Source organism: Bradyrhizobium sp. USDA 4538 (assembly GCF_024171045.1).
Lineage (GTDB): Bacteria > Pseudomonadota > Alphaproteobacteria > Rhizobiales > Xanthobacteraceae > Bradyrhizobium > Bradyrhizobium australafricanum.
Map to the genome: position 1 here is coordinate 4,623,054 of NZ_JALJZE010000001.1, position 25,004 is coordinate 4,648,057.

The 25,004-nt window shown below is 65.2% G+C and carries 25 protein-coding genes; 17 read left to right on the forward strand and 8 right to left on the reverse strand.

Features of this window, described 5'->3' with window-relative positions; genetic code table 11:
* Nucleotides 1–47 precede the first annotated feature (47 nt).
* The 6 genes from J2R78_RS20835 (at nucleotide 48) to J2R78_RS20860 (ending at nucleotide 5,288) form a co-directional block, all read left to right on the forward strand.
* A complete protein-coding gene (locus J2R78_RS20835; protein WP_253606517.1) occupies nucleotides 48–1,352 on the forward strand; it encodes a DUF3300 domain-containing protein in 1,305 nt (434 codons plus the stop codon).
* A 172-nt stretch (nucleotides 1,353–1,524) separates the two neighbouring features.
* Nucleotides 1,525–2,949 carry a lytic transglycosylase F gene (locus J2R78_RS20840; protein ID WP_253606519.1) on the forward strand — a complete coding sequence of 475 codons (1,425 nt, stop codon included), beginning with the start codon at nucleotides 1,525–1,527 and terminating at the stop codon, nucleotides 2,947–2,949.
* Nucleotides 2,950–3,010: 61 nt separating this feature from the next.
* Nucleotides 3,011–3,358: an HdeA/HdeB family chaperone gene (locus J2R78_RS20845; protein ID WP_253606521.1), complete on the forward strand. Its 348-nt coding sequence runs from the start codon at nucleotides 3,011–3,013 to the stop codon at nucleotides 3,356–3,358.
* A 233-nt stretch (nucleotides 3,359–3,591) separates the two neighbouring features.
* The gene (locus J2R78_RS20850; RefSeq protein ID WP_253606523.1) at nucleotides 3,592–4,203 is read left to right on the forward strand and encodes a DUF502 domain-containing protein; all 612 of its coding nucleotides are present in this window, start codon (nucleotides 3,592–3,594) and stop codon (nucleotides 4,201–4,203) included.
* A 319-nt stretch (nucleotides 4,204–4,522) separates the two neighbouring features.
* A complete protein-coding gene (locus J2R78_RS20855; RefSeq protein WP_057017689.1) occupies nucleotides 4,523–4,732 on the forward strand; it encodes a DUF2945 domain-containing protein in 210 nt (69 codons plus the stop codon).
* Complete coding sequence (locus J2R78_RS20860; RefSeq protein WP_256558913.1) at nucleotides 4,725–5,288, forward strand: DUF488 domain-containing protein; 564 nt, start codon at nucleotides 4,725–4,727, stop codon at nucleotides 5,286–5,288. The genes J2R78_RS20855 and J2R78_RS20860 overlap by 8 nt, the downstream gene beginning before the upstream one ends.
* A 13-nt stretch (nucleotides 5,289–5,301) precedes the next feature.
* Here the strand turns inward: J2R78_RS20860 and J2R78_RS20865 are convergent, their stop codons facing one another.
* Together J2R78_RS20865 and J2R78_RS20870 are read right to left on the reverse strand one after the other, a co-directional pair.
* The gene (locus J2R78_RS20865; protein ID WP_253606527.1) at nucleotides 5,302–6,456 is read right to left on the reverse strand and encodes a caspase family protein; all 1,155 of its coding nucleotides are present in this window, start codon (nucleotides 6,454–6,456) and stop codon (nucleotides 5,302–5,304) included.
* A gap of 73 nt (nucleotides 6,457–6,529) precedes the next feature.
* On the reverse strand, nucleotides 6,530–7,762 hold the full coding sequence (locus tag J2R78_RS20870; RefSeq protein ID WP_253606529.1) for a hypothetical protein: 1,233 nt from the start codon (nucleotides 7,760–7,762) through the stop codon (nucleotides 6,530–6,532).
* Between the two features lie 197 nt (nucleotides 7,763–7,959).
* Here J2R78_RS20870 and glf point away from each other — a divergent pair, with 197 nt between their 5' ends.
* The gene (gene glf, locus J2R78_RS20875; protein ID WP_253606531.1) at nucleotides 7,960–9,168 is read left to right on the forward strand and encodes a UDP-galactopyranose mutase; all 1,209 of its coding nucleotides are present in this window, start codon (nucleotides 7,960–7,962) and stop codon (nucleotides 9,166–9,168) included.
* 67 nt (nucleotides 9,169–9,235) lie between these two features.
* Nucleotides 9,236–10,504, forward strand: coding sequence for a serine hydrolase (locus tag J2R78_RS20880; RefSeq protein WP_253606533.1), 1,269 nt, complete (start codon nucleotides 9,236–9,238; stop codon nucleotides 10,502–10,504).
* A gap of 110 nt (nucleotides 10,505–10,614) precedes the next feature.
* Here the strand turns inward: J2R78_RS20880 and J2R78_RS20885 are convergent, their stop codons facing one another.
* Nucleotides 10,615–10,902, reverse strand: a complete 288-nt coding sequence (locus tag J2R78_RS20885; RefSeq protein WP_075969423.1) for a hypothetical protein — start codon at nucleotides 10,900–10,902, stop codon at nucleotides 10,615–10,617.
* Nucleotides 10,903–11,362: 460 nt separating this feature from the next.
* Here J2R78_RS20885 and J2R78_RS20890 point away from each other — a divergent pair, with 460 nt between their 5' ends.
* The 3 genes from J2R78_RS20890 to J2R78_RS20900 all read left to right on the forward strand — a co-directional run bounded on the left by J2R78_RS20890 (nucleotide 11,363) and on the right by J2R78_RS20900 (nucleotide 13,628).
* Nucleotides 11,363–12,664, forward strand: a complete 1,302-nt coding sequence (locus J2R78_RS20890; protein ID WP_253606535.1) for a sorbosone dehydrogenase family protein — start codon at nucleotides 11,363–11,365, stop codon at nucleotides 12,662–12,664.
* Between the two features lie 137 nt (nucleotides 12,665–12,801).
* Nucleotides 12,802–13,128: a helix-turn-helix transcriptional regulator gene (locus J2R78_RS20895; RefSeq protein ID WP_092080338.1), complete on the forward strand. Its 327-nt coding sequence runs from the start codon at nucleotides 12,802–12,804 to the stop codon at nucleotides 13,126–13,128.
* Nucleotides 13,125–13,628, forward strand: coding sequence for an SRPBCC family protein (locus J2R78_RS20900; protein ID WP_253606537.1), 504 nt, complete (start codon nucleotides 13,125–13,127; stop codon nucleotides 13,626–13,628). Before J2R78_RS20895 ends, J2R78_RS20900 begins: the two co-directional genes overlap by 4 nt.
* 31 nt (nucleotides 13,629–13,659) lie before the next feature.
* Here J2R78_RS20900 and J2R78_RS20905 read toward each other — a convergent pair whose 3' ends face one another.
* The 4 genes from J2R78_RS20905 to J2R78_RS20920 all read right to left on the reverse strand — a co-directional run bounded on the left by J2R78_RS20905 (nucleotide 13,660) and on the right by J2R78_RS20920 (nucleotide 16,812).
* Entirely contained in the window at nucleotides 13,660–14,430 is a 771-nt protein-coding gene (locus tag J2R78_RS20905; protein ID WP_253606539.1) for an SDR family oxidoreductase, read from the reverse strand.
* A 158-nt stretch (nucleotides 14,431–14,588) separates the two neighbouring features.
* Nucleotides 14,589–15,443, reverse strand: a complete 855-nt coding sequence (locus J2R78_RS20910) for an alpha/beta fold hydrolase (RefSeq protein WP_253606540.1) — start codon at nucleotides 15,441–15,443, stop codon at nucleotides 14,589–14,591.
* Between the two features lie 40 nt (nucleotides 15,444–15,483).
* Complete coding sequence (locus J2R78_RS20915) at nucleotides 15,484–16,083, reverse strand: TMEM175 family protein (RefSeq protein WP_057017697.1); 600 nt, start codon at nucleotides 16,081–16,083, stop codon at nucleotides 15,484–15,486.
* A 33-nt stretch (nucleotides 16,084–16,116) separates the two neighbouring features.
* Nucleotides 16,117–16,812 (reverse strand): alpha/beta fold hydrolase, encoded by a 696-nt coding sequence (locus J2R78_RS20920; RefSeq protein WP_253606542.1) that lies wholly within the window; start codon nucleotides 16,810–16,812, stop codon nucleotides 16,117–16,119.
* 179 nt (nucleotides 16,813–16,991) lie between these two features.
* Between J2R78_RS20920 and J2R78_RS20925 the strand changes: the two genes are divergently transcribed.
* The 5 genes from J2R78_RS20925 to J2R78_RS20945 all read left to right on the forward strand — a co-directional run bounded on the left by J2R78_RS20925 (nucleotide 16,992) and on the right by J2R78_RS20945 (nucleotide 22,933).
* Complete coding sequence (locus J2R78_RS20925) at nucleotides 16,992–17,606, forward strand: ABATE domain-containing protein (RefSeq protein ID WP_253609876.1); 615 nt, start codon at nucleotides 16,992–16,994, stop codon at nucleotides 17,604–17,606.
* Nucleotides 17,607–17,641: 35 nt separating this feature from the next.
* A complete protein-coding gene (locus J2R78_RS20930) occupies nucleotides 17,642–18,328 on the forward strand; it encodes a haloacid dehalogenase type II (RefSeq protein ID WP_253606544.1) in 687 nt (228 codons plus the stop codon).
* A gap of 178 nt (nucleotides 18,329–18,506) precedes the next feature.
* Nucleotides 18,507–18,854 carry a hypothetical protein gene (locus tag J2R78_RS20935; protein ID WP_253606546.1) on the forward strand — a complete coding sequence of 116 codons (348 nt, stop codon included), beginning with the start codon at nucleotides 18,507–18,509 and terminating at the stop codon, nucleotides 18,852–18,854.
* A 341-nt stretch (nucleotides 18,855–19,195) separates the two neighbouring features.
* Complete coding sequence (locus J2R78_RS20940) at nucleotides 19,196–21,217, forward strand: DEAD/DEAH box helicase (RefSeq protein ID WP_253606548.1); 2,022 nt, start codon at nucleotides 19,196–19,198, stop codon at nucleotides 21,215–21,217.
* A 426-nt stretch (nucleotides 21,218–21,643) separates the two neighbouring features.
* Nucleotides 21,644–22,933: an IS4 family transposase gene (locus tag J2R78_RS20945; protein ID WP_225642830.1), complete on the forward strand. Its 1,290-nt coding sequence runs from the start codon at nucleotides 21,644–21,646 to the stop codon at nucleotides 22,931–22,933.
* A gap of 87 nt (nucleotides 22,934–23,020) precedes the next feature.
* On the opposite strand, the gene J2R78_RS20950 is transcribed toward J2R78_RS20945, so the two are convergent.
* Nucleotides 23,021–24,514, reverse strand: a complete 1,494-nt coding sequence (locus J2R78_RS20950; protein ID WP_253606550.1) for a sensor domain-containing diguanylate cyclase — start codon at nucleotides 24,512–24,514, stop codon at nucleotides 23,021–23,023.
* A gap of 115 nt (nucleotides 24,515–24,629) precedes the next feature.
* Between J2R78_RS20950 and J2R78_RS20955 the strand changes: the two genes are divergently transcribed.
* The gene (locus J2R78_RS20955) at nucleotides 24,630–24,908 is read left to right on the forward strand and encodes a hypothetical protein (protein WP_057017704.1); all 279 of its coding nucleotides are present in this window, start codon (nucleotides 24,630–24,632) and stop codon (nucleotides 24,906–24,908) included.
* Nucleotides 24,909–25,004 lie beyond the last annotated feature (96 nt).

Sequence of the window (25,004 nt, forward strand, 5' to 3'; positions counted from 1 at the left end):
GCCGGCGCCGCCGGTGATGCAAGCGAGACGAAGAACGAGGAGGCATCATGACAAAACTTCTTCCGGGAATGCGTCGGGTTACCTTCGCGAGCGCGGCGCTGGCGGTTGGTCTGATGCTGGGGGGCCCGGCATATGCGCAGACACCCGCGGACCAGAAGCCAGCCCAGGACCAGGCCGCCGCGCCGCCGCCGGCCCCGACAGCCAGCAAGCTTCCGAACGGACAGATCGAGCAACTGGTGGCGCCGATCGCGCTCTATCCGGACGCGCTGCTGTCGCAGATCCTGATGGCGTCGACCTATCCGTTGGAAGTCGTCGAGGCGGCGCGCTGGTCGCAAGACAACAAGACCGTCACCGGCAAGGCGCTCGAAGACGCCATGCAGAAGCAGTCGTGGGATCCGAGCGTCAAGGCCCTCGCGGCGGTGCCGCAGGTTCTTCAGATGATGAACGACAAACTCGACTGGACCCAGCAGCTTGGCGATGCATTCCTCGCTCAGGAACAGGACGTGATGAGCGCCGTGCAGACCCTGCGCCAGCGCGCGGAGGCCGCGGGCAATCTCAAGTCGACGCCGCAGCAGAAGGTGATAAAGAGCGCGCCTCCCGCCGGTGTGACCGCGCCCTCCGGCATGCAGCAGGCGATCTCGATCGAGCCGGTCGATCCCGACCAGTATTACGTCCCGGTCTACGATCCCGGCGTCGTCTACGGGGCCTGGGATTATCCCGACTACCAGCCGTTCTATTGGTCTCCGCCAGGCTATGTCGCCGCGGGCGTGATCGGCTTCACCGCCAGCGTGGCCGTCGGCGCTGCGATCTGGGGCGGCTGCAACTGGTGGGGCCGCAGCGTCTATGTCAACGTCAACCGCTATAACCAGTTCAACCGCACCAACATCAGAAACACCAATTGGGCCCACAATCCGGCGCATCGCGGCGGAGTTGCCTATCGCGATGCCGGCGTGGCGAGGCGGTTCGGCAGCAGCAATACCCCCGCCGCGCGCGAGGCGCTGCGCAATCGCACCGGTGGTCCCGGCGGCAGGGTCTCGAATGCGGGTGCTGGCCGGGCCAGGACCGCGGTCTCGCAACGCGCCGGCAATCGCGGTGCCTCGGTATCGCGCCGCACCAGCAGCAGGAGTGTCACGCGTGCTCGCACAGGTGCCGGCAATCGCGCCGCGATCTCGCACAGGAGCGTCACGCGCTCGCGCGTCAGCGGACGTGTTCACGCAGGCGGCCGGCCGGCCGCAATCCGCGGCGGCATGCGGGCCGGCGGCTTCCACGGAGGCGGCCGCGTGGGCGGTTTCCGCGGAGGTGGCGGTTTCCGGGGAGGGGGCGGTTTCCATGGAGGTGGCCGGCGGCGCTGATCAGAGTGCCTGGGCTCGCGCGTCGACATCTGCGAGCCCAGGTTGCTGCATAATTACAATACATCTTCCACGAAGAGAGGTAACGTCCAGGCAGATTTCAGCGGCACGTTTCAAATGATTGGTTGGATCAATGATTTTTTCATCGACCTACGCAAGTCCCAGGTTATTCGCCATGGCCTTCGCAACCGCCGCCGCCGTCGTCGTGGCAGAAAAATCAGCCAGGGCCGATCCACAGGTCCTGGCGCTGCCGTCCCTTAAGGTCTGGGAGGGCGACTTCGATGGCATGCTGAAGCGCAAACTCGTGCGCATTCTCGTGCCGACCGACAGGACATCGTTCTTCGTCGACAAGGGCGAGACACTCGGCTTCGAAGCCGAACTCGGCGTCGAGTTCGAGGGCTGGCTGAACAAGCGGTACGGCAGGAAGAAGCAGAGGATCTATGTCGGCTTCGTACCCACCAGGCGCGACAGACTGCTGGGTGACTTGATCGCCGGAAAGGGCGATATCGCCGCCGGCCTGCTCACGGTCACGCCGGATCGGAGCAAGTTGGTTGACTTCGCTGATCCTTGGGCATCCGGCGTTCGCGAAGTGCTCGTGACGGGATCTGCGGCGCCGAGCATCGGCTCGCTGAACGAGCTCGGTGGAAAGACGATTTTCGTCCGGGAAGCCAGCAGCCATTTCGAGCACCTGAACGCGCTCAACGCGGACCGGGCAGCCAAGGGGCTGGAACGCATCGTCGTCAAGCCAGCCGACAAGAACCTCGAGGACGAGGACTTGCTGGAGATGGTGAGCACCGGCCTGTTGCCCTGGGCCGTCGTCGACCGCTTCAAGGCGCAGGCGTGGGCGGGCCTCCTGAACGGGCTGACGGTGCGCGACGATATTGCGATCAACGAAGGCGGCGACATCGCCTGGGCGATCCGGAAGGACAGTCCGGCGCTCAGGAAGGAGCTCGCTGAATTCGTCAGTACTCACAAAATCGGAACTGAATTCGGCAACGACCTGCGTGCACGCTATTTCAAGACGGCGAAGCCTCTGAAGAACGCCCTCGCGCACACCGAGGCGGAGAAGTTCAAGACGCTGCGCGGATCTTTCGAAAAGTACGGGGTGCAATACTCCATCGACCCCGTCCTGCTCGCTGCACAGGGCTATCAGGAGTCAGAGCTCGACCAGGCCTGCCACAATGCCTCCGGCGCCACCGGCATCATGCAGATCAAGCCCAGTACCGCGAAGGAGAAGCCGATCGAGATCACCGGCGTCGCGGCCAGTGCCGACACCAATATCCACGCCGGCTCCAAATACCTGCGCTACCTGGCGGATACCTATGTCGACGCTTCGGTCACCGATCCGCGCGAGCGCGTGTTCATGGCCCTGGCGGCGTATGATGCAGGCCCGGGAAACCTGAAGCGTTTCCGGGACTATGCGAGCAAGCACGGCTTCGACTCGACCGTCTGGTTCGACAATGTCGAGAACGGCGCGGCTGCGATCGTCGGGCAGGAGACGGTTCAGTACGTCGGCAAGATCTACAAGTACTACATCTCCTACGAGTCGCTTCGCTCGCCCGCTCCGGCGAGCGCAACGGCCGACCCATCGCAGAAATGATCGGTTTGTTCAAAGTGTTCGCTGGCTTGGGTGGTGGACCAAAATCAAGAGGAGACTAATCATGAAACGCAAATCCTTCATGAACCAGATTGGGCTCAGCCTTGGCGCCCTCGTCATCTCGATTGCTTCTGTTCATGCCCAGGTCCCGCTCTCGACCTACATGGACTCGAAAGGGTTCATTGATGTGCAGGCTTTGACCTGCGCGCAACTCGCCAACACTTATCAGGAGGACGCCGACTTTCTCGCGATTTGGTACAGCGGCTGGTACAACGGCCTCGCGAAGAAGCATTTTGCCCATATTACGCGGACCAAATCTGGCGAGCACGAAGTCATTGTGTATTGCAAGGCCCACCCGGAACTCAAGGTGGTGATCCAGGCCATCGACGTTCTCTTCAAGAACGAGAAATGATCGGCGGCTCCCCGAGGCAACCGGTGCGGCGAGACCGGGATGTCTCGCCGCACTGCCCGTTCACTCGCCAAGCATCGCAATGATCCGCATCGGGACGCGATGGTTGTGGCGACGTGGGCGGTCTGTTGACGCTCGATGCGCCATGGCCGTTCTTGTCGATCCGGGCGAGTTCTTTCGGCTGTTGGCGAAAGGCCCGGTTTCAAACGGCGTGTGCAAATGGAGAGGCCGCGGCAATGAAGGAGTTTTTGAAAACGACCTTAATCGGAGGCGCACTGTTTCTCCTGCCCGTCGCTCTTGTACTGGCGATTCTCAGCCACGCGATGCGTCTGGCGGTGAAGGCCGCGCTTCCGGTGTCTCATGCCCTTCATTTCGACCAGATCGGAAAGGTCGCAGGCATTGGAATTGTTACAGTCGTGGCAGTGGCTTTATTGATCCTGGTGTCGTTCCTCGCCGGCATCGTCGCGCGAACCAAAACCGGCTCTCGGATTAGCGCATGGGTCGAAAAATCATTTCTTGGCAGCCTTCCGCAGTACCAGATGGTGAAGAGTATGGCTCAAGGCCTTGCTCAAGCCGAAGGCGCCAGCGATGAGTTCAAGCCAGTGCTAGTGAACGTCGAGGGTGGCTGGCAGCTCGGATATCTCCTCGAGACACTCGAGAACGACTGGGTGGCTGTCTTCGTCCCGCAGGCGCCGACGCCGTTGGTCGGCATTGTCAGATATTGCTCGGTCGATCGCATTCGTCCTCTGAGCATGTCGATGTTGCAGGCGAGGGCAATCGTGACCAATGTCGGCATTGGATCCGCGGCGGCCCTCAAAGGAGAAGATCTGAGCAGGGCAGCAACTTGATTCCGCGGATCCACGTAAGTGACGAGGGAATCTGACCGAGCTTTCTGTCAGGCTTGCGCGTTGAGCCATATAACTTGTAACTTGCTGTATCCGTTGCCGGTATCGCTTCGTCAATCAATCCCGCTATCGAATTCCGGACGGCGGCGGCAAGCTTCCGGGATACCGCAACGCAGACCATCAATTTGCGAGTGAACCCCTAATGCGAGGCAGGAACTTGGCCGGCTGCGAGCTCGTTTGCTCCGGCGGGCTTTTTTAGTCCCGTGCCGTCGATTGGCGGCGTATCGTACGATCAATTTCGCGCCTGAAGGAGCCTGCAACGATGGCCAGGAAATTCAAAGTCGGGGATCACGTCAGCTGGAATTCCGAGGCCGGCCGCGTCTCCGGCACCATCATCGCGGTCCACATCAGCGATTTCGACTACAAGGGGCACACCCACCGCGCCTCGGAAGCCGATCCGCAATACGAGATCAAGAGCGACAAGACCGATCATGTCGCGGCCCACAAGGGCAGCGCGCTGCATCATGCCTAGCAAAGACGTGGCGCTTCCGCTCTTCACGATCGGTCATTCCACCCGCAGCCTCGAAGATTTCATCGCTCTCCTCGGCGCGGCCATGATCGAGCGTATCGTTGACATCCGAACGGTGCCGCGGTCGCGAACCAATCCGCAGTTCAACAAGGATACGCTGCCCAAGCCGCTTAAGGCCGCGGGCATCTCGTATGAGCATCTGGCCGATCTCGGCGGGCTCCGCGGCAAGGCGCGAAGCGTGGCGCCGTCCGTCAACGGGTTCTGGAGCAACGAGAGTTTTCACAACTACGCCGACTATGCGTTGTCGCCGCAGTTTCGTGCAGCGCTGCAGCATCTGCGCGAGGAAGGGCACTGGCAACGCTGTGCGATGATGTGCTCGGAAGCGGTGTGGTGGCGCTGCCACCGCCGCATCGTCGCCGACTACCTCATTGCGTCCGGCGAGACCGTCGTCCACATCATGGGGGAGGGCCGCCTCGAGCCCGCCCGTCTCACCGAGGGCGCCGTCATCCAGGGCGACGGCACGGTGGTCTATCCGGCTACGGGTGAACTGGATTTATGAGAGGACGGCAGCCTCACTCAACACTGCGTTTCCAATAGCCGGTGCCGAGCTTGCCGGTGATCACGGCAATGGCGTCGCGGACCTCGTAGGAGCCGCCGTCGCTGTAGTTCCTCAGTCCTCTCAGCGCATGCAGCGTCCAGCGGCCGTTGGCGAAGCTGACGGTGCCTTCGTGCGGGCGCGCGGCGCGGGAGGGCTCGGCGTGGAATTGATAGGTGCCGTCGGCCATGATCTTCCAGATCCAGCGCGACTGGCCGCGGCCACCCGGCACCATCATCTCCCAGGTGCCGACTAGCGCGGGATCGATCGCGCCGGCTGCTGTCGCCGATGGCGCTGACAATGCGGCGGCTGCCGGCGCAGCGTTCGCCTGTTTCGTGGCGGCGGCGTCGGCGGGCGGAGCGGCCACGAGGTAGATCGCCTTGCGTGACAGCGAGCCGTACACAAACGGCTGCTGCGCGTTGCGCGTCGCCTCCATCACGTCGTCGCGGACGTTGCGGAACATGAAGGTGACCTCGACGCCCGGCGTCTCGATGTTGCGGAGCAGCGCCGCGGCGAACGGGCTGTTGCGGCCGTCGCCGTCGAGCGCAATGGTGCCGTCGCGCGCGGCATAGGCGACCAGCACATTGCCGACCGGCTCGATGCGGCCGAGCCCGCTGCCAGCGGCGGCGCGGGTGGCGAGCGAGCGGCTCATCTTCGCCGCGAACGGATTGTTGCGGCAAGCATCGAGGATGACGAGGCCGAGACTTCCGGTGTTGGAGACCTGCAGCATCACGCTTTGCAGGCTGATCGCTTCATTGGCGGCGTCGGTGTCGCGCTTCAGCTCGGCATCGACCGGGATCAGCCAGTTGTCGCCGTTGACCTCCATGCCATGGCCGGCGAAGTACACCGCGGCCATATCGGCGCCGGCGGCATTGCGTCCGAATGCGATCAGGCCGCGCCGCATCTCGTCGAAGCCGGCATTGGTGATCAGCGTCACGGCAAAGCCGAGGCGCTTCAGCGCGGCGGCGATATCGCCGGCATCATTCGGCGGATTGGACAGTGCCGGCACGCTTTTGTAGGCACCATTGCCGATCACCAGCGCCACCCGCTTGCCGTCGGCCGCAGCCGGCAAGGCGAAGCCCGCCAGCGCCGCGGCAACGGCCAGTCCCGAGACAAACGCGCGGCGATTCATGCTGGCCCCGATCGGAGGTGACGGGTGCATGGTAGCGCAGCCGGCGCGAGCCAGCCACGGAAATGGCGCGCGATCAGGCCGCCTGCTTCGGCGTCCAGACGCCGGCCGGCACCGGCTCGGCCGGCAACAAACTGGCGCCGGCGGCGCCCGCGATCGACATCGTGATCTCGTGGATGTCCTGCACCGACCGCTGCATCGAGAAGCGCGGATAAAGCTCGCGCAAGGTGGTCGCGGCCGCCGCCTGCGCTGCCGAGGGATCGGCAAGCACGGCCTCGACGGCGGCGGCGATGCTCATCGCGTCCTGGCCGAAGCTGAAGCGGGCGAGATGCGGCATCTCCGCGGCCGAGAAGCGGTTGGCGTCGAACACCGGCACGGTGCCGGCGCCGAGCGCGAAGAACACCCGGTCATGCACCGACAGGTCGATATTGGGATTGAGCGAGACCGCGGCAAGGTAGCTGCCGAGGCCTTCGCGCATCGCATCGAAGGTCATCGCGCCGAGCACGCGGGCCGGACGCCCGCTGACGTCGAGATCGCTCCAGCCGCCGCCGATGAAGTCGACCGGATAGTCGGCAAGCACGGCGCCCACCTCGCGGGTGCGCACGCCTCGTGTGTAGTTGTCGAGCCGGGTCAGGATCACGTTGAACAGGTCGCCGCCGGGCTTCAGATAGACCAGATGCTGCTCGGCGACGTCGACGATGATCTTCGGAAATGCGCCGCAGGTCTTGCCGCGCGCCTCGGCGATTGCGTCGAACAGCAGCGCGAACAGTTTTGGCGGCATCGTCTTGCGCCAGCCGCGCTCGAGCGCCAGCGGATTCCAGCCGGACTTGGCGAAGATCAGCCGGCCGTTGCGCCGCTCGGGCGGCAGGCTGCCGAAGAAGCCGGGATCGGGAATGCCCATATGGGTCGCGAACACGGCGCCATTGGCCCCCAGATGATCGCGGTTGAATGCGGCATGGTCCGGGAACACGTAGCCATGCGCGGTGTAGCGGCTCTCGAGCCCGTGACGCCGGGCGAAATAGCAGGGGTGATCGCAGAACCAGGTGAAGACGGGGATCTGGGCGACGTCCCAGAACAATCTGCCGTCCTTGGTGTGGATATCGAGCCCAATGCCGGAGAAGCCGAGCGCCATGGTCTCGGCACGCCGCGGCAGCAGGGCGTTGAGCCGGGTCGAGAAATCCGGCGCCAGCAGATCGAGCATCCTGACCTCGTGCCCGAGCCGGTCGAGCTCGGCGGCCGCCATCGCCAGGATGCCGCGCAGCGAATCATAGGTGGTGTTGCTGGAGTACAGGACGCAGATCACGGACATGGGACCTCCGCGCTTGACGGTGTTGCTGCTCGCGCGGGCATTTCCGTCGCCTTGCATGCTGTCAGTTGAACGGCCGAGCCGGCCGTTCCGGGCTCGGAATTATCCTGATGGGCGGATTTATTTCGCCGGAAACGGCCGTGCCGGCACGTTGAAGCTGCGTCGGGCGCCGTCGCGATCCGACATGAGGGCGAGAGCGCATGCAGCTTGATGGCTTCGACGTCGTCGTGGTGGGGGCGGGCTTCTTCGGCGCCGTGATCGCCGAGCAGGTGGCGAGCAGGCTCGGCCGCTCCGTCTGCGTGCTCGACCGCCGTCCGCATATCGGTGGCAACGCCTATTCGGAGCTCGACCCCGACAGCGGCGTCGAGGTGCATCGCTACGGCACGCATATCTTCCACACCAATTCCGAGACCGTCTGGCGCTATCTGCACCGCTTCACCGAGTTCACCGGCTACCGTCACCGCGTCTTCACCGTGGCGAAGGGCCGCGTCTATTCGATGCCGATTAACCTTGCGACCGTGTGCGCCGCGTTCGGGCGCGCCATGACGCCCGGGCAGGCCCGCGTCGTGATCGCGGCGGAGGTGGCCGCGCACGGCGCCGCAGGGATCGGCAATCTCGAGGACAAGGCAATCGCCTCGGTCGGCCGCACGCTCTACGATCTCCTGATCCGCGGCTATACGCAGAAGCAGTGGCAGACCGATCCGCGTGAGCTTTCGGCCGACATCATCGGCCGCCTGCCGGTCCGCTTCACCTTCGACGATCGCTACTTCGCCGATCGCTATGAGGGCATGCCGCTCGACGGCTACACCGCGATCTTCCGCCGAATGCTCGATCATCCCGCGATCGACGTCCGGCTCGGCGTCGACTATTTCGACGTCGCCGACCACATCAATCCGTGGCAGCTCGTGGTCTATACCGGTCCGATCGACCGCTTCTTCGGCTATGCCTGCGGCCATCTCGGCTGGCGCACCGTCGACTTCGCGCGCGAGGTGCACGACGTCGCCGACTACCAGGGCGCCGCAGTCATCAACTATGCCGACGCGGAGGTGCCGTACACCCGGATCCACGAGTTCAGGCATCTGCATCCGGAGCGCGCGCATGCGCAAGGCCGGACGACGATCTACCGCGAATATTCCCGCTTCGCGGGCCGCAGCGACGAGCCGTATTATCCGATCAACACCGCCGCCGACCGCGCCATGCTCGCCTCCTATCACGCCATGACGGCGTCGCGGCCGAATGTCATTTTCGGCGGCCGGCTCGGCTCCTACAAATATCTCGACATGCACCAGGCGATCGGCGCGGCGCTGAAGACGTTCGAGCTCGAGGTCGAGCCGTTCTTCGGCCGGCAAGGCATGCACCCGCGTGACGCGGCCGCGCGCCGCGAAGTCTTGTCGCCCTTGCCGGCGTGATCTAATCCTGCGAGCTGCGGGCAACGAACGCCATAACAAATCGCCCGCGGTCCCCGGTGAGGAAACAATGAGAAAAACCGTTATTGCCGCGGCTGCCGCCGCCACTAGCCTTGCTTTCAGCATCGCCCACGCCGCGCCGCTTCCGGAAACGTCGGCGCATCAGGCCGGTTTTTCGGAGCAGGGGCTGGCGCGGCTCGACGACTTCTTCGCGCGCGAGATCGCGGCCAAGCGGGTGCCCGGCGCGGTGGTGGCGATCGCGCGCGACGGCAAGCTCGTGCGTTACAAGGCATATGGCCAGCTCGATCCGGTGAAGGGCACGCCGATGCCGATCGACGCGGTGTTCGCGCTGGCGTCGATGACCAAGCCGATGGCGGCGGTTGCAGGACTGACGCTGATGGAGCAGGGCAAGCTGCCGCTGCAGGCCAAGGTCGCCGAGTTCTATCCGGCGTTCGCCGACATGAAGGTCGGCGTGCAGCAGGCCGACGGCTCGCTGAAGATGGAGCCGCAGGCGCAGCCGATCTTCATCCACGATCTCTATCGCCACACCTCCGGCCTGATGTATGGCGGCCGGCCCGACAGTTCGAGCGCGCTGGCGCGGCTCTATCCCGACGGCACCGCGCCGGCGGTCGAGGGCGATACCCAGGCCTTCATCGACCGGATCACCCAGCTGCCTCTGGTGCATCAGCCCGGCACCGAGTTCGAGTACGGCTTCTCGATCGACGTGCTGGGCGCCGTGGTCGAGAAGGTCTCCGGCCAGCGGCTTGGCGATTATCTCGCGGCCAATGTCTGGAAGCCGCTCGGCATGAAGGATGCGACGTTCCACCCGGCCGAGGCGCAGCGCGCGCGGCTGGCGCGTCCGTTCCCCAACGATCCGCTCACGGGCAAGCCGCAAGCCATCAAGCTGCTCGATACACCGTCCAGGTTCGATTGCGGCGGCGCCTGCTCGTTCGCCACCGTCGGCGACTATCTGCGCTTCGGGCAGATGCTGCTCAATGGCGGCGAGCTCGACGGCAAGCGCATCCTCAGCCCCAAGACGGTGCATCACATGACGTCGAACCATCTCGGGCCCGAGATCAAGAACAACGTCGCGGCGGTCGAACCGCATCGCGGCGGATTCGGCTTCGGGCTGTCGGTCGCGGTGCGGACCAGCGAGGGGCTGTCATCAGTGCCGGGCAATCCCGGCGAGTTTACCTGGAACGGCGCTTATGGCACCCAGTTTTTCTGCGATCCGAAGGAGCGCCTTGTCGTCGTTGTGGGAACCGCAGCTCCGGGCGAGCTGCGCAAATATTATCGCGAGAATGTGCAGGACATCGTCTACGGCGCGATGGTGAAGTAACGCCTCAGCAGAAAAATCGGACCTCACGTTGCCACGTTTGCATACGTGGAACGTGGAACAGCAAAAAGGCCCGTCGCTCAAGCCGAGCGACGGGCCTCAAATTCGCGGGCCTACCAGCGCCTGTACACGCCGGTCAGCGTACCGTTGTTGTTCCCTTCAGGACCCACGTCGCCCTGGGTCGAGCTCGGCGTCGGGTGGTTGGTGCCGTTGAATGAACCGTACCAGCCCGGCTCCGCTGGAGAGTACATCACGTCAGGCTGCACGGCCTGATAGCGGGGGCCGCCGTAATATCTCGGACCAGGGTTCCCGTAAGGATAGTAGCCTTGTGCGAACGCGCCTGCCGTTGTTGCGATCAGGGACGCCGCGGCGAGGGACAATATCTTGGTCTTTCGTTGCATTCACACTCTCCTTGCTGGTGTCCCGACCAACGACCGCCATGGAGCGGCGTTCCTGATCTGCCATGCATCTCGCAAAGGCAAATCTGCGCGAGCGTGGGATCAGGATCCTGTGAAGGGGACTTGTGCTCCGGGAGGGCACTGCCGGGCTCTGCCCGGCAGGATGCATCCGTCGCCGGCCCGTTATGCTTCTATGGCTATAACGGCGGATGCGCGAGCGGCGCCTCGAAAAGCCGGGGCGGTTCGTAAAAGGAAGCCCGCCACTGCGGCGGGCAAGGTCTCAGGGAGGAAAGCGCCCTGACAAGGGAGCGTGCAGCCAGTCTCCCCGATTCGTGCGCGGCTGCGAAGATCGTATAACTACTGTCATCAGAGCCGGCATTATGCGAATGCTGCTGCGGGCCGCGGCCGGTCGGCAAGGGAATGACAAGGCGCGCTAACACTGCGCAATTACAGGGGAAGTTTCATGAGCACGTCTGGAGTTTTTGCCCGCGTCGTCGCGGCGATCGGGGCCGGCGCCCTGGCGTGGCGGCGGATGCAGGGCGCGCAGCCCGCGCCCGCCTGGGGTAGCGCGCCAGAGATCCCGCAGGCCAAACCCCAGGGCGCGATCCCGACGCTCAAGATGCCGACGGCGCGAGGCTGGGACAACGACCAGAAGCCGGTCGCCGCGCCCGGGCTCAAGGTCAACGCCTTTGCCGCCGGGCTCGATCATCCGCGCTGGATCAATGTGCTGCCCAATGGCGATGTGCTGATCGCGGAGGCGACGCAGATCGCAGGAAAGCCGCGCAGCGTCTTCCACTACGCGATGCAGGCGACGATGCGGCGCGCCGCGGCGCTCGGCGTCAGCGCCAATCGCATCACGCTGCTGCGCGACCGTGACGGCGACGGCGTCGCCGAAAGTCGCGGCGCCTTCATGGAGGGGTTGAGTCAGCCGTTCGGCATGGCGCTGGTCGGCGACACCTTCTATGTCGGCAACACCGACGGCGTGGTGGCTTTTCCCTACATTGCGGGCGCCGATCGCATCACCGCGCCGGGGCGCAAGCTCGTCAGCTTCAAGCCCGACGGACACTGGACGCGCAGCCTGCTGCCGAGCGCCGACGGCAAGAAGCTTTATGCCGGCGTCGGCTCGCTCAGCAACATCGCCGAGAACGGTTTTGCGGTCGAGGAAGGCCGCGCCGCGATCTACGAGCTCGATCTCGCAGGTGGCACCAGCCGCATCTTCGCCGGCGGCCTGCGCAATCCGGTGGGCATCGCGTGGGAGCCGAGCACCAATGTGCTGTGGACCGTCGTCAATGAGCGCGACGGCCTCGGCGACGAGACGCCGCCGGACTATCTGACCTCGGTACGCGACGGCGGCTTCTACGGCTGGCCTTATTGCTACTGGGGTAAGACGGTCGACGATCGCGTGCCGCAGGATCCGGCGATGGTCGCCAAGGCGATCCAGCCGGACTACGCGCTCGGCGGCCACACCGCCTCGCTCGGCCTGTGCTGGATGCCGCAGGGCACGCTGCCGGGTTTTCCCGACGGCATGGTGATCGGCCAGCACGGCTCGTGGAATCGCTCGACGCTGTCAGGCTACAAGGTGGTGTTCGTGCCGTTCGCGGACGGCCGTCCCGCGGGGCCGCCGCGCGACATCCTTTCGGGCTTCCTCGCGCCCGACGAGAAGGTGTCGTACGGCCGCCCGGTGGGCGTCGCGCTCGGCCCCGACGGCTCGCTGCTGGTGGCCGACGACGTTGGCAACGTGATCTGGCGCGTGACGGCGGCGTAAGCGCCTGCACTTGCGGCAAGACGACTTGAACGGCGCGGCTTCGATCGGAGCCGCGCCGTTTCATTTGGAACCGAGCGTTAGTCTTGACTTACCGTAAGTGTTGACTTACGTTAAATCCGACAACGGACGATACGATCATGATCAGCGCCGAACGCGCGCTCGACGCGCTGGGAGACCCGACCCGCCGCATGGTGTTCAAGCGGCTGCGTGAGGGCAATCGATCGGTGCAGGAGATCGCGGACGGCCTCAAGGTGAGCCGTCCGGCAGTGTCGCAGCATCTTCGGGTGCTGAAGGACGCCGGCCTTGCCGTGGTGCGGATCGAAGGCACGCGGCGGCTCTATGCCATCGACACCCGCGGGTTGGAGAGCCTGCGCGGCTGGCTCGACGGATTCTGGGACAAGACACTCACCGCCTTCAAGCAAGCGGCCGAACGCGAAGCCGCCAAAGAGAGGAGATCCCGATGACGATGCAAGCGACCTCCGACAATTACGATCCCTACAGCGTCCGCAAGGTGATGAATGTCGAGGCGTCGCCGGCGGTGGCTTGGCGCGTCTTCACCGAGCAGATGGGCACGTGGTGGCCGCTCGCGCATTACAAGATCGGCAAGACCAATGCGGTCGATGCAATCATGGAGCCGCGCGTCGGCGGCCGCTGGTACGAACGCGGCGACGACGGCAGCACCTGCGATTGGGGCTGCGTGCTGCTCTGGGAGCCCCCGTCGCGCCTCGTGCTGTCGTGGGACATTACCGCGGACTGGCAGTACGATCCGAACCTGAAGACCGAGATCGAGGTGCGCTTCATTGCCGACGGCAAGGACGCCACGCGCGTCGAGCTCGAGCACCGCAAGCTCGACCGTTACGGCGCCCGCGCCGCCGAGATGCGCCGCATCTTTGATACCGAAGGCGATTGGGGCCGGCTGCTCGCGATGTTCGCGGCACGCGCCGCGCAGGGGCCGAAAGCATGACCGCGCGCGGATCGGCAATAGCGCGGCGATGTCAGACAGTCCCGATCTCGCCGCCATCGATGCGCAGCACGGTGCCGGTCATCCAGCGCGCCGGCGGCGACACGGCATAGGCGACGAGGTCGGCGATCTCCTCCGGCGTGCCGAACCGCCTGATGCCGGCCTGCCTGAGGAAGCCGGCCTTGGCCGCGTCGACATCGAGCTGCCTTGCCGCTGCGATCTTCTCCAGCATCGCGAGGCGTCGGCCGGTCATCACGGCGCCCGGCGACACGCAGTTCACCTGCACGCCGTCGTCGATGCCGCGCTCGGCGAAGGCTTTTGCAAGTGCCTCGATCGCGGCGTTGATCGTGCCCACCGCGGCGGCGCCGGCGCGGGGCCGCACGGCGGCATTGCCTGACGTGAAGATGACAGCGCCTTGCGACGCTTTCAGCGCGTCCCAGGCGCGGATCGTCAGCCGCCTCGCGCCGTGGAACTTGAGCGCGAGGCCGGCGTCCCATTGCGTATCGGTCATCTCGAACAGATCGAGCCCTGCCACCGCGCCTGCGACATTGACCAGCGCGTCGATGCGGCCGAAGCGATCCAGCGTGGCCTTGACGATTTCATCAGCGGCATCAGGCGCGGCGAGATCGAGCTCGAGCGCCAGCGGCGTGCTGCCGCGTCTTTCGATCTCCTGAGCGGCCTCGCGCAGCCTCTCGCCGCTGCGCGCGACGAGGACGATGGCGGAAAAATCCCGCGCGAGCCGCAGCGCGGCGGCGCGTCCGATGCCGGAGCTGGCGCCGGTCACGATGGCGACGGATTGGGTCATGTGCATTTCCTTGGAGTGGTCGGCGTGACTGAGTGGATGTGAGCCCGTCATTGCGAGGAGCGACAGCGACGAAGCAATCCATCCTTCCGTTGTGCGGAGCTATGGATTGCTTCGCTTCGCTCGCAATGACGCGGATGGAGTTGTCGCTGCCGCCACCTTCAGCGGCTCAGGAACTCGCGGATGGCCTGCGCAATCTCGGCGGCGTGCGTTTCCAGCGCAAAGTGGCCGGTGTCGAAAAATTTGACCACCGTCTTCGGATTGTCGCGCTTGAACGCCTCGGCGCCCGGCGGCAGGAAGAACGGATCGTTCTTGCCCCACACCGCGAGGAACGGCGGCTGGTGGGTGCGGAAGTAAGTCTGGAAGGTGGGGTAGAGCGCAACGTTGCTCTTGTAGTCGCCGAACAGATCGAGCTGCACGTCGTGCGCGCCGGGCCGCGCCATGTAGTAGTTGTCGAGGTTCTGGCCGTCCGGCGACACCGCCGCCGGATCCGAAGTGCCGTGGGTGTACTGCCAGCGCGTGGTGTCCGGCGTCAGCAACGCACGCAGGGCGTCGCGGTTCGCCGGCGAGGGATCCTGCCAATAGGCCTTGATCGGGGTCCAGCCGTCGCTGAGGCCTTCCTCATAGGCGTTGCCGTTCTGGGAGATGATCGCCGTGATCCGCTCCGGGTGCTTGACCGCCAGGCGGAAGCCGGTCGGCGCGCCATAATCGAACACATAGACCGCGAAGCGATCGAAGCCGATCACCTCGGTAAAGCGATCGATGACGCCGGCGATGCTGTCGAAGGTGTAGTTGAACTTGTCGCGCGGCGGCATGTCCGACTGGCCGAAGCCGGGCAGATCCGGCGCCACGATGTGGAATTTGTCCGCGAGCTGCGGGATCAGATCGCGGAACATGTGGCCGGCGCTCGGGAAGCCGTGCAGCAGCAGCAGCTTTGGCGCGCCGGGCGAACCGGCTTCGCGAAAGAAGATGTTAAAGCCGTCGACATCGACGGTGCGGTATTTGACCTGAGACATCTGTCGCTCCTTGTGGTCGTGCGTTGGTGAGTTCCGGGACTTAGGATTTGATTTGCTTCGCGAGCCCGCTGATCGCTTCGGGACGCAGATAGAGCAGCAGGGCGCAGCACACGGTGGCAAAGCCCAGCAGCGGCATGAACGGCGCGATGGCGGCGCCGGCCGCGAACACCAGCACGGCGAGCAAGGTGCGACGCTGCGTCCATGTCCGCACGCGCTCGGAGATCAGGCTCTGGTCTGCCTGCGTCAGCACCGCGCGCTCGAAGGCGAGATAGGCGAGATCGATCAGCAGGAAGATGACCGCATAGACCACCACCGGCGCGGCGGCCATGTGCGATCGCGCGACCCATGCGGTGGCAAACGGCAGCAGCGAGACCGCGAACAGATGCACGAAGTTCAGCCAGATCAGCCGTGGCGTCGGCTGCTGCACCAGATGCAGCAGATGGTGATGATTGACCCAGATCACCGCGATGAACAGATAGCTCGCCGCGTAGCTGATCGCGGTCGGCCATAGCGGCAGCAGGTCGGCGAACCGCGAGCCCTCCGGCGCCTTCAACTCGAGCACCATCACCGTGATGATGACGGCGATCACCGCATCGGAAAACGCGCCGAGCCGGTCGGCCGAGAGACGTTTCTCCTGCATGGCAGCTCTCCTGTCCGAAATCGTGGGAAGAGGTCAGTGCTGTGTAACGTTCTCGACCGCTTCCCGGATGATGTCGGTGACGAGCTTCGGCGTGGTGACGATCGGGGTATGGTCGACCGGGTGTGAGCGCACGGTCGCCTGCATCCGCGCCGCCATGCTGCGCTGGGTCTCGGGCGCGATCATCCGGTCGTCCTCGGCAACCAGGAACCAGCTCGGGACGTCCTTCCACAGGGGGCGGCCGACCGGCACGGTGATGCAGGCCGGCGAGATCGGCCGCTGCACGGCGGCGAGCACCGCGAGGTCCTCGGACCGCGCGCCTTGCGCAAAGGCCGCTGCGAAAGCGGACTCCGGGAGCCAGATCAGGCCATTGGCGTCGGGCGCGAGCTTCGGCGCGAACGGATGCGGCGGCAGGCGGTAGAATACGTCGGCGACCGTCTCGCCTTCATCCGGCGCCAGCGCCGCGACATAGACCAGCGCCTTGACGCGCGGCGAGCGGGTCTCGGCGATCACGGCGCCGGCATAGGCATGGCCAACCAGCACCACCGGGCCCGCGACGCGATCCAGGGTGCGGTTCAGCGCCGCGACGTCGTCGGCGAGTGAGGTGAGGGGCAGCGGCGCCGCTACCGCACTGATGCCCTCGGCATCTAGCACCGTGATCACCCGCGCCCAGCTCGAGCCATCGGCCCACGCGCCATGCGCAAGCACCACGCTGACATCCTTGTTCGACATTGTCCGCTCCCTCGTTTCAGGCCGGTTCTGGCTTTAACCTCTAAAATGCAGTTTGAAAGGTTACTGCGCTGCGCTTGTGAACCAGCGCACGTAACTTGTCAAATGAATTTTATCAGGTTACTATTCTGCGACTGAGGAACCGCCAGGAGGGCGTTACCGTGCAATCCCATCCGCCCGCGATGTTCATCGCCGACAGCCTGGGCCTCGATTTCATCAATTCGATCGCGACCCCGGTCGATACGCCGGTCGACTGGATCGCCGATGGCGACGGCCTGTTGCGCTGGCTCGCGCAGGCGCAGCTGGTGCCGTCGGAGGTGCTCGACGAGCTCAAGGCGCGCGCGACGCTTGGCGAGCTCGACGACGTCGCCGGTCAGGCCCGCGATTTGCGCGAGTGGTTCCGCGACTTCGTGCGCAAGCATATGGGCCGGCCGCTGGCGCCGCGTGCGCTCAAGGAGATCGAGCCGCTGAACCGGCTGCTGGAAAGCGATCAGGCGTTCAGCCGGATCGTGGCGCATCGCCACAAGGACGGCGATGGCGGCCATGACGGTTTCGCGCTGGAGCGGACGCGGCGCTGGCGTTCGGCCGAAACATTGCTGCTGCCGATCGGGGAAGCGATGGCCAGGGTCGTCTGCGAGGAAAGCTTCTCCGACATCAAGGCGTGCGAAGGCCCGGCCTGCACGCTGATGTTCGCCGACCACACGCGGGCGCGTGCGCGCCGATGGTGCAGCATGGCGATCTGCGGCAACCGCGCCAAGCAGGCCGCGCACCGCAGCCGGATGAAGGACAGGGGCTGAGACCAGCAAAAGCCAAACGACAGGAGTCCAACAAAATGGCGGCACTTCCCTTGATTGTGTTCGACGTCAATGAAACCCTGCTCGACCTCGAGACCATGGAGCCGGTGTTCGCGCGCATCTTCAACGACAAGAGCGCGATGCGGCTGTGGTTCGCCAACTTCATCATGTACTCGGCCTCGCTCACTGTCGCGGGGTGTTACGTGCCGTTCACCGATATCGGCGCCGCGGTCATGAAGATGCTGGCCGACACCCGCGGCATCAGGATCGACGATGCCGACAAGCAGGAGCTGACCGAGAAATTCTCCACCATGCCGCCGCACGGCGAAGTGCCCGGCGCGCTGCGCAGGCTGCGCGCGGCCGGCTTCCGCCTGTTCACGCTGACCGACAATCTGCTCGAGGTGCAGACCCGGCAGCTGACCCATGGCGGCATCGTCGATCTGTTCGAGCGGCGCTTCTCGGCCGACGGCGTCAAGCATCACAAGCCGTCGCGGCAGGCCTATGGCTATGTCGAGAAGGAGCTCGGGGCAAAGCCCTCGGAGTTCTGCCTGATCGCCTGCCACACCTGGGACACGCTGGGCGCGGTCGCGGCCGGCTGGGAGGCCGCGCTGATCAAGCGTCCCGGCAACGATGTCCTCGGCGTCGGCCCGCAGCCGCAGGTCGTCGGCAATGATCTCGACGATGTCGCCAATCAGCTGATCCGCCGCTACGGCGCCAAAGGGTAACGACGCCTGACGGATTCCCGCGCGGAGAAGAGGGCAAAACTCCCCTGCAGGCCCGATCGCTCGGAAGCGCATAAAACCGGAATGAAATCCATAGCGGTTTTCAACCATGCCCCTTGAGCTTTCCTCAACTTCCGCGGCCGATGCTGCGTCCGCCGCAGGGATCGAAGGAGCTCACAGCATGCCGGCCAAGGGACGAGCGACCGCGACCAACGCCACCGCGCAAGGGCGCGAGGACATCCTCAACGCGCGCGCCATCAGCACGCTGGGCGCAGGCGTCGTCAGCGCGATGAGCGCGGTCGGCGCCGCCGTCATCAAGAAGAACAAGCAGGCACTCGGCAAGAACGCGGACTGGTTCTGGCACATGTTCGCGAAATGCGAGGCCAGGGCCGCGCGCATCGCCGAGCAGGCCGCGCGCGATCCGGAGGCCTGCGGCGATGCCACCTTCATCGAGATCTATGCCGCGCAATTGCCGAAGCTGATGACAGCGGCGCTCGAGAGCCACGAGAAGGCGCTCAAGGCGAAGTGAAGCCGCGTCCGGGGAGTCCCGCGACGGTGCTCGTCCCGTTCTCGTCCCTCTTGACCTCTCAAATGCGCCAAGGCGGCAAGTAGCGGCGGCTCTCGCCGATCCGACAGTCTTGCGGATCAGGCGAAGCCGTCACCCGCCATCGCGCTGACCGGCCCTACGGCCCCGATCGGGCAGCCCGCCTGATCCGCGCGCCAGCTTTTCTGCGATGGGGCATGGCGATTTGGCGCTTCTTGGCGTAAAGCACCCCAAATCGTCATGCGGCTGTGCCGCTTGCCGGGTACGCAGCTCCAGGTCGTCCCGCTCGACGTTCTGCGCCCGGACCAATCAAGGTTTCCCATCTCGTGCCCTTTCCGACCACAAGTTCGCCGCTCGCCCGCGCCTTGGCTGAGCGCAACTACGATCAACCGACCCCGGTCCAGCTCGCCGTGCTCGCGGACGACGCTGTGGACCGCGATCTCCTGGTTTCAGCCCAGACCGGCTCGGGCAAGACCGTTGCCTACGGCTTGGCCATGGCAAAGGACCTGCTCGACGGCGCCGAGCGGTTCGAGCCGGCCGCCGCCCCGCTGGCCCTGATCGTCGCGCCGACCCGCGAGCTCGCCTTGCAGGTCCAGCGCGAGCTTGCGTGGCTTTATGAACACGCCGACGGCCGCGTCGTCTCCTGTGTCGGCGGCATGGACCCGCGCCGCGAGCAGCGCGAGCTTGCCGAGGGCGCCCACATCGTGGTCGGGACGCCCGGCCGGTTGTGCGACCATTTGCGGCGCGGCCGTCTCGACATTTCGGAACTCAAGGTCGTCGTGCTCGACGAGGCCGATGAGATGCTCAATCTCGGTTTCCGCGAGGATATGGAATTCATCCTCGAGACCACGCCGGACACCCGCCGCACCTTGCTGTTCTCGGCGACGTTCCCGCGCGGCATCGTCGCGCTTGCCAAGCAGTATCAGGAGCAGGCGTTCCGGATCGAGGTCGCGGGTGACGAAGGCGGCCATGCCGATATCGAGTACCGCGCCATCCGGGTGGCCGCCGACGATGTCGAGCACGCCGTCGTCAACGTGCTGCGTTTCCATGAGGCGCCGAGCGCGCTGGTGTTTTGCAACACCCGTGAGGCCGTCCGGCATTTGCAGGCGGCGCTGCTCGAGCGCGGGTTCTCCGTCGCCGCGCTGTCGGGCGAAATGACCCAGAACGAGCGGACCCAGGCGCTGCAGGCGTTGCGCGACGGGCGGTCGCGGGTTTGCGTCGCGACCGACGTCGCGGCGCGCGGCATCGACCTGCCGAGCCTCGATCTCGTCATTCACGCAGATCTGCCGAAAGACCCGGAGGTCATGCAGCATCGCTCGGGCCGCACCGGCCGCGCCGGCCGCAAGGGCGTCAGCATCCTGTTGGTGCCGCCGGCACGGCGGCGGCGCGCCGAATTGCTGCTCGATCTCGCCGGCATCGATGTGGTCTGGGGCTCTGCGCCGCAGGCGGAGGAGATCCGCAAGCTCGACCATGATCGCCTGCTGCAGGATGCAGTGTTCTCCGAAGAGGCGACATCAGACGATCTGGCGCTGGCGCAGGCCTTGCTCGCCGAACGCGCGCCCGAGGCGATTGCCGCGGCGCTCGCCCGGCTCTACCGCGCGCGGCTGCCTGCGCCCGAAGACATCCTCGATCCCGGCGAGGGACGGGGCCGGGACCGCGGCGAGCGCGCCTCGCGGCGCGATGATCGTGCCGCCGGGCCGCGATCGAAGACCGGCAAGTCCTCCGCGCGTCATGGCATGGAGGAGGCGACCGTCTGGTTTCGGGCCGCGATCGGACGCCGGAAGAATGCCGAAGCCCGCTGGCTGCTGCCGATGATCTGCCGTCGTGGCGGCATCGACAAGCGCGACATCGGCGCGATCAAGATCATGGACACGACCACCGAATTCGAGATCGCCGCGCGGGTCGCGGATTCCTTCGCGGTCAAGATCAAGCGTCCGGACAAGGAAGACAGCATCCGCATCGAGCCGCTGGCGGGCGCGCCGCAGGGAGAGGCGCGCGAGAAGCCGGCGCGCAAGCCCTGGCGCGATGATGACGACGGCGGATACAGCGCGCCGCGCGCCGAGGGGGCAGGAAAGCGGCGCGGCAAACCGGATCGCGAAGCCAGAGCGTTTTCGAGCGAAGGCGCGAGCGGTTCGCGTCAGGACTACGCGTCAAAAAAGGAATCCAGGGACTCGTTCCGATCCGATCGGGACGGAAAAGGCTTCAGGCCGAAATCCGGCGACGAGCCCCGGTTCGGAAAGAAAAAGAAGCATCCGGGCAAGTCCAGCCACGCCGGACCCACGCAGTGGCCGGACGTGTCGGCGAAGCCGAAGTTCGGCAAGAAGCCGAAGAAGAAGCGGTGGGGCTGAGGCGGCGGCAGCGGCGGGGCAGCGTTCAGAATGCCGATGTATGAGTTTCGACGCCGCAACAAACTCAGTGTCGTCCCGGGCAAGCCAACGGGTCGGCGCGAAGCGCCGCCCGATGACAGGCTCCGCGCGACCCGGGACCCATAACCACCGATGCTTGCTGCTGCATAACGCTGGAGCCACGGCTCGCTTCTACGACGAAGTCCTGTGGTTATGGGTCCCTGCTTTCGCACTAGGGGATGCACACATCTGGTGCGACGGATTGACTCGGGTCAGAGATTGGGGATTCCAGAATCGGGGGTCTCGGTGACTTCTATTACGGCACTTCGGCTTGGGCGGAGGTGCCAGCATGTTGTCGCGGATTGACTGGACGTTGGGCCGGTTCGAGGATGGTCGTCTCGATAAAGGGGGGCGGCGCTCATCGGACGCATGGTCGCGGGCAAGGATGTATGCCTTCGGCGGCTTTCCAAGGGAGACCGCGCGCTGGAGGTGCGGTTCAACCGCTTTCTCGGTAACTCCAAGGTGACGAAGGAGCGCATCATCGAAAGCTGGAGCGAAAGCACGGCTGCGGCGGTTACAGGCCGCCATGTTTTGGCGATCCAGGACACCAGCGAGATCCACTTCAACACCACGCCGCAACGCCGGCGCGGGCTCGGGGAGATCGGCAAGGGCAATCACCACGGCGTGCTGCTGCACCCGATGCTGGCGGTGGATGCGGACAATGGCACCTGCCTGGGACTTTTGAGCGGCGAGGTGTGGACGCGTGAAGGCCCTCGGAGCGTCTCGCATGACAGCCGCGACCTGTCGGACAAGGAATCGCAGCGCTGGATTGCCACCGCCCTTGCGGCCAAGCCGCTGCTTACCGGTGCTGCAATGGTGACCCTGCTTGGTGACCGCGAGAGCGACATCTTTGCTCTTTATGCCAGCGCAGCCGAGCAAGACTACCGCGTGATCGCCCGCAGCATGCATGATCGCAAGCTGGCCGACACGACGGGTTTGTATGCGGCGATCGACGCCATGACGGCGGTAGAGCGTCGCATCATCGAGTTGCCTGCGCGTGCGGGGCGGCCTGCACGTCCGATGGACCTCGAACTTCGCTTCGGCGCAATCGAGCTGGCCCGGCCGCAAAGCAAGTTCCTGCGCCATTTGCCGAAAAGCCTGCATCTGGCCATCGTTGACGTCCGCGAGATCAATGCCGATCCCAACGTCGAGCCGTTGCACTGGCGTCTTCTCACCTCTCACGAGGTCACCAGTTCAGACGATGCCTGGCGCATTGTCGCCTGGTACAAGCAGCGCTGGATCATCGAGCAGTTCTTCCGCGTCCTCAAGACGCAGGGCTTCAAGCTCGAGGATAGCCAGATCGGCACCGCCGGCCGGCTTCTCAAATTGGTTGCCATCGCTGCCAAGGCCGCGATCATCACCATCCAGCTCCTGCAAGCGCGCAACGGGAGCCAGCAGTCGCTTCACGTTGCCTTCAATCCCAGCGAGATCGATGCGTTGACCGCCCTCAATCAGCAGCTTGAAGCCAGGAACAGACGACTGAAGAACCCGCATCCGTCCGATCGTCTTGCCTGGGCGGCCTGGATTATCGGCCGCATTGGAGGATGGGACGGCTATCCGTCCTCCAAGCCACCAGGCCCCATCACCTTCAAAAACGGTCTCGATTACTTCCGCGCCGTCGCTCTCGGATGGAGCCTCAGAAATGTGTGCATGCCCTAGTGCTTTCGCAGGGACGACGATGTGGAGAGAGCCGCGCGTTCAACTCTATTGCCCGTGAAGCCCGGTATTTTGCAGCCGCTTGGCCCCTCACGCCACCAGCGCGATTTTCGGCACGGTTGCGAGCACCGACTGGTTGCGGCCGTTGGCCTTGGCGGCGTAGAGCGCCTTGTCGGCGGCCTCGATCAGATCGGACCATTGCTGGCCCGCGGTCGGCCGCATGCTGGCGACGCCGATGCTGACCGTCGTGATCAGTTCGCCCGCGCACCATTGCTGGACCTTGTGGCGGATGGTCTCGGCCAGGTTGAAGGCTTCGAGCGCGGTCATGTTGGGCAGCAGCACCGCGAATTCCTCGCCGCCGAAGCGCGCCGGGCAATCGCCGGCCCGGCGCACCGCGTCCGAAATGCAGATCGCGATCCCGACCAGCACCTGGTCGCCGGCCTGATGCCCATAGGTGTCGTTGTAGGCCTTGAAATGATCGGCATCGATCATCAATAGCGCGACCGGCTGGCCGTAGCGGCCGGCACGGCGCCATTCGCGCTCGATCTCGCCGTCGAACTTGCGCCGGTTCTTCAGGCCGGTGAGGGCGTCGGTGGTCGCCATCTCCTCGAGCTTGTCCTCGGCGTCGGCGCGGCGAACGATCTCGCGGGCGAGCACCAGCGTTGCGCTGAGCACGAACAGGATCAGAAACGCCATGATCGCGCCGATGCGAATGGCCTCCGTGCGCCACAGGTTGAAGACGGCTTCGAGCGGCTTGCCGACCACCACGTAAAGCGGCCCGGAGCTGCTGCGCCTGACATAGAGCCGCGGTATGTCGTCGACCGGGCCCTTGCCGGAGAAGGCGCCGCCCATCTTCAGGTTCTCGGCCTTCCAGTCCAGCTGCTCCGCGAGGTTCTTGCCGATCACGTCGAGATCGAACGGCGTCCGCATGATGATGGTGCGGTCGTTGCGCAGCACGGTGATGGTGTCGCCCGGCATGAGGTTCAGCCGCCCGAACAGGTCATGGAAATAGCTGAAGCGGATCGAGCCGACCACGACGCCGAGGAAGCGGCCCTCGTCGTCGACGATGCGCCGGCTCAGCACGATGGCGTAGGCGCCGCGATGCAGCATCGGCCGGCTGATGTAAAGCCCGGCATCGGGATTGTCGCGCTGGACCGTGAAATACTCCTCGTCGCTGCGGTTCTCCGGCCGCGGATCGAGGCTCGCCGCGTCGACGGTCAAATTGCCCTTGGTGTCGAACACCTGGATCGCGCCGAAATGTTTTGCGGTCGCGGCGTGATCGAACAGGATCAGCTGGCGCAGTTCCTTGCTGATATTGCGGATCTCCGGCATCTCGAGATTGCTGGCGACCGCGCGCAGCGACAGGTCGTAGAGCTCGATGTTGCGGCTGATGTCGGCCTCGATGCCCGACGCCAGATTCTCCAGGGTGCGGCGGGCCAGTTGCTCCTCGCCGCGGCGCATGTCGAACATCACGCCGGCGCAGACCGCGGAGAAGCCGAGGACGGTCGCAACCGACGCCGCGATCAGCAGCTTTGCCGATAGCCGCCAGCGCCGCCTTGCGTCGTTTCCCCGTCGAAATGGCATGTCCCGCTCCAATGCGCCGTCATGCAACGGGAAATCTTGTTGTCGCCTTAAATGGCGACAGCGGCCGCCGAATGGGTTAACGGGTGGTTGCCGGACTTTTGTCATCGAGGACGTTGTGAACGACTACGACGCATTGCGGGATTATCTGAAGAAGCAGCATCTGCCCGAATTTGTGCTGACCTTCGAGGAGATCGAGGCGATCATCGATGCGGCGCTGCCGCGCGCCGCGCATCGGGCGTCGTGGTGGGAGACGTTGCGCAGCCCGCAGGAGAAGATGCCGCAGCGCGAGGCCTGCCTCGAGGCCGGCTACATCGCCACCCGCCAGGCCGACGGCAAGAGCGTCAGGTTCAAGCGCATGCCCAACCGTCGTCCCGGCGAACGCCGGGACCCATAACCACAGGGCGTTGTTGTTACGAAGGCAACCGGCCCCAGCGCGTCATGGATGGGCCGCGGCGTATGGGTCCCGGCTCCGGTGCGCAATTGCGCACGG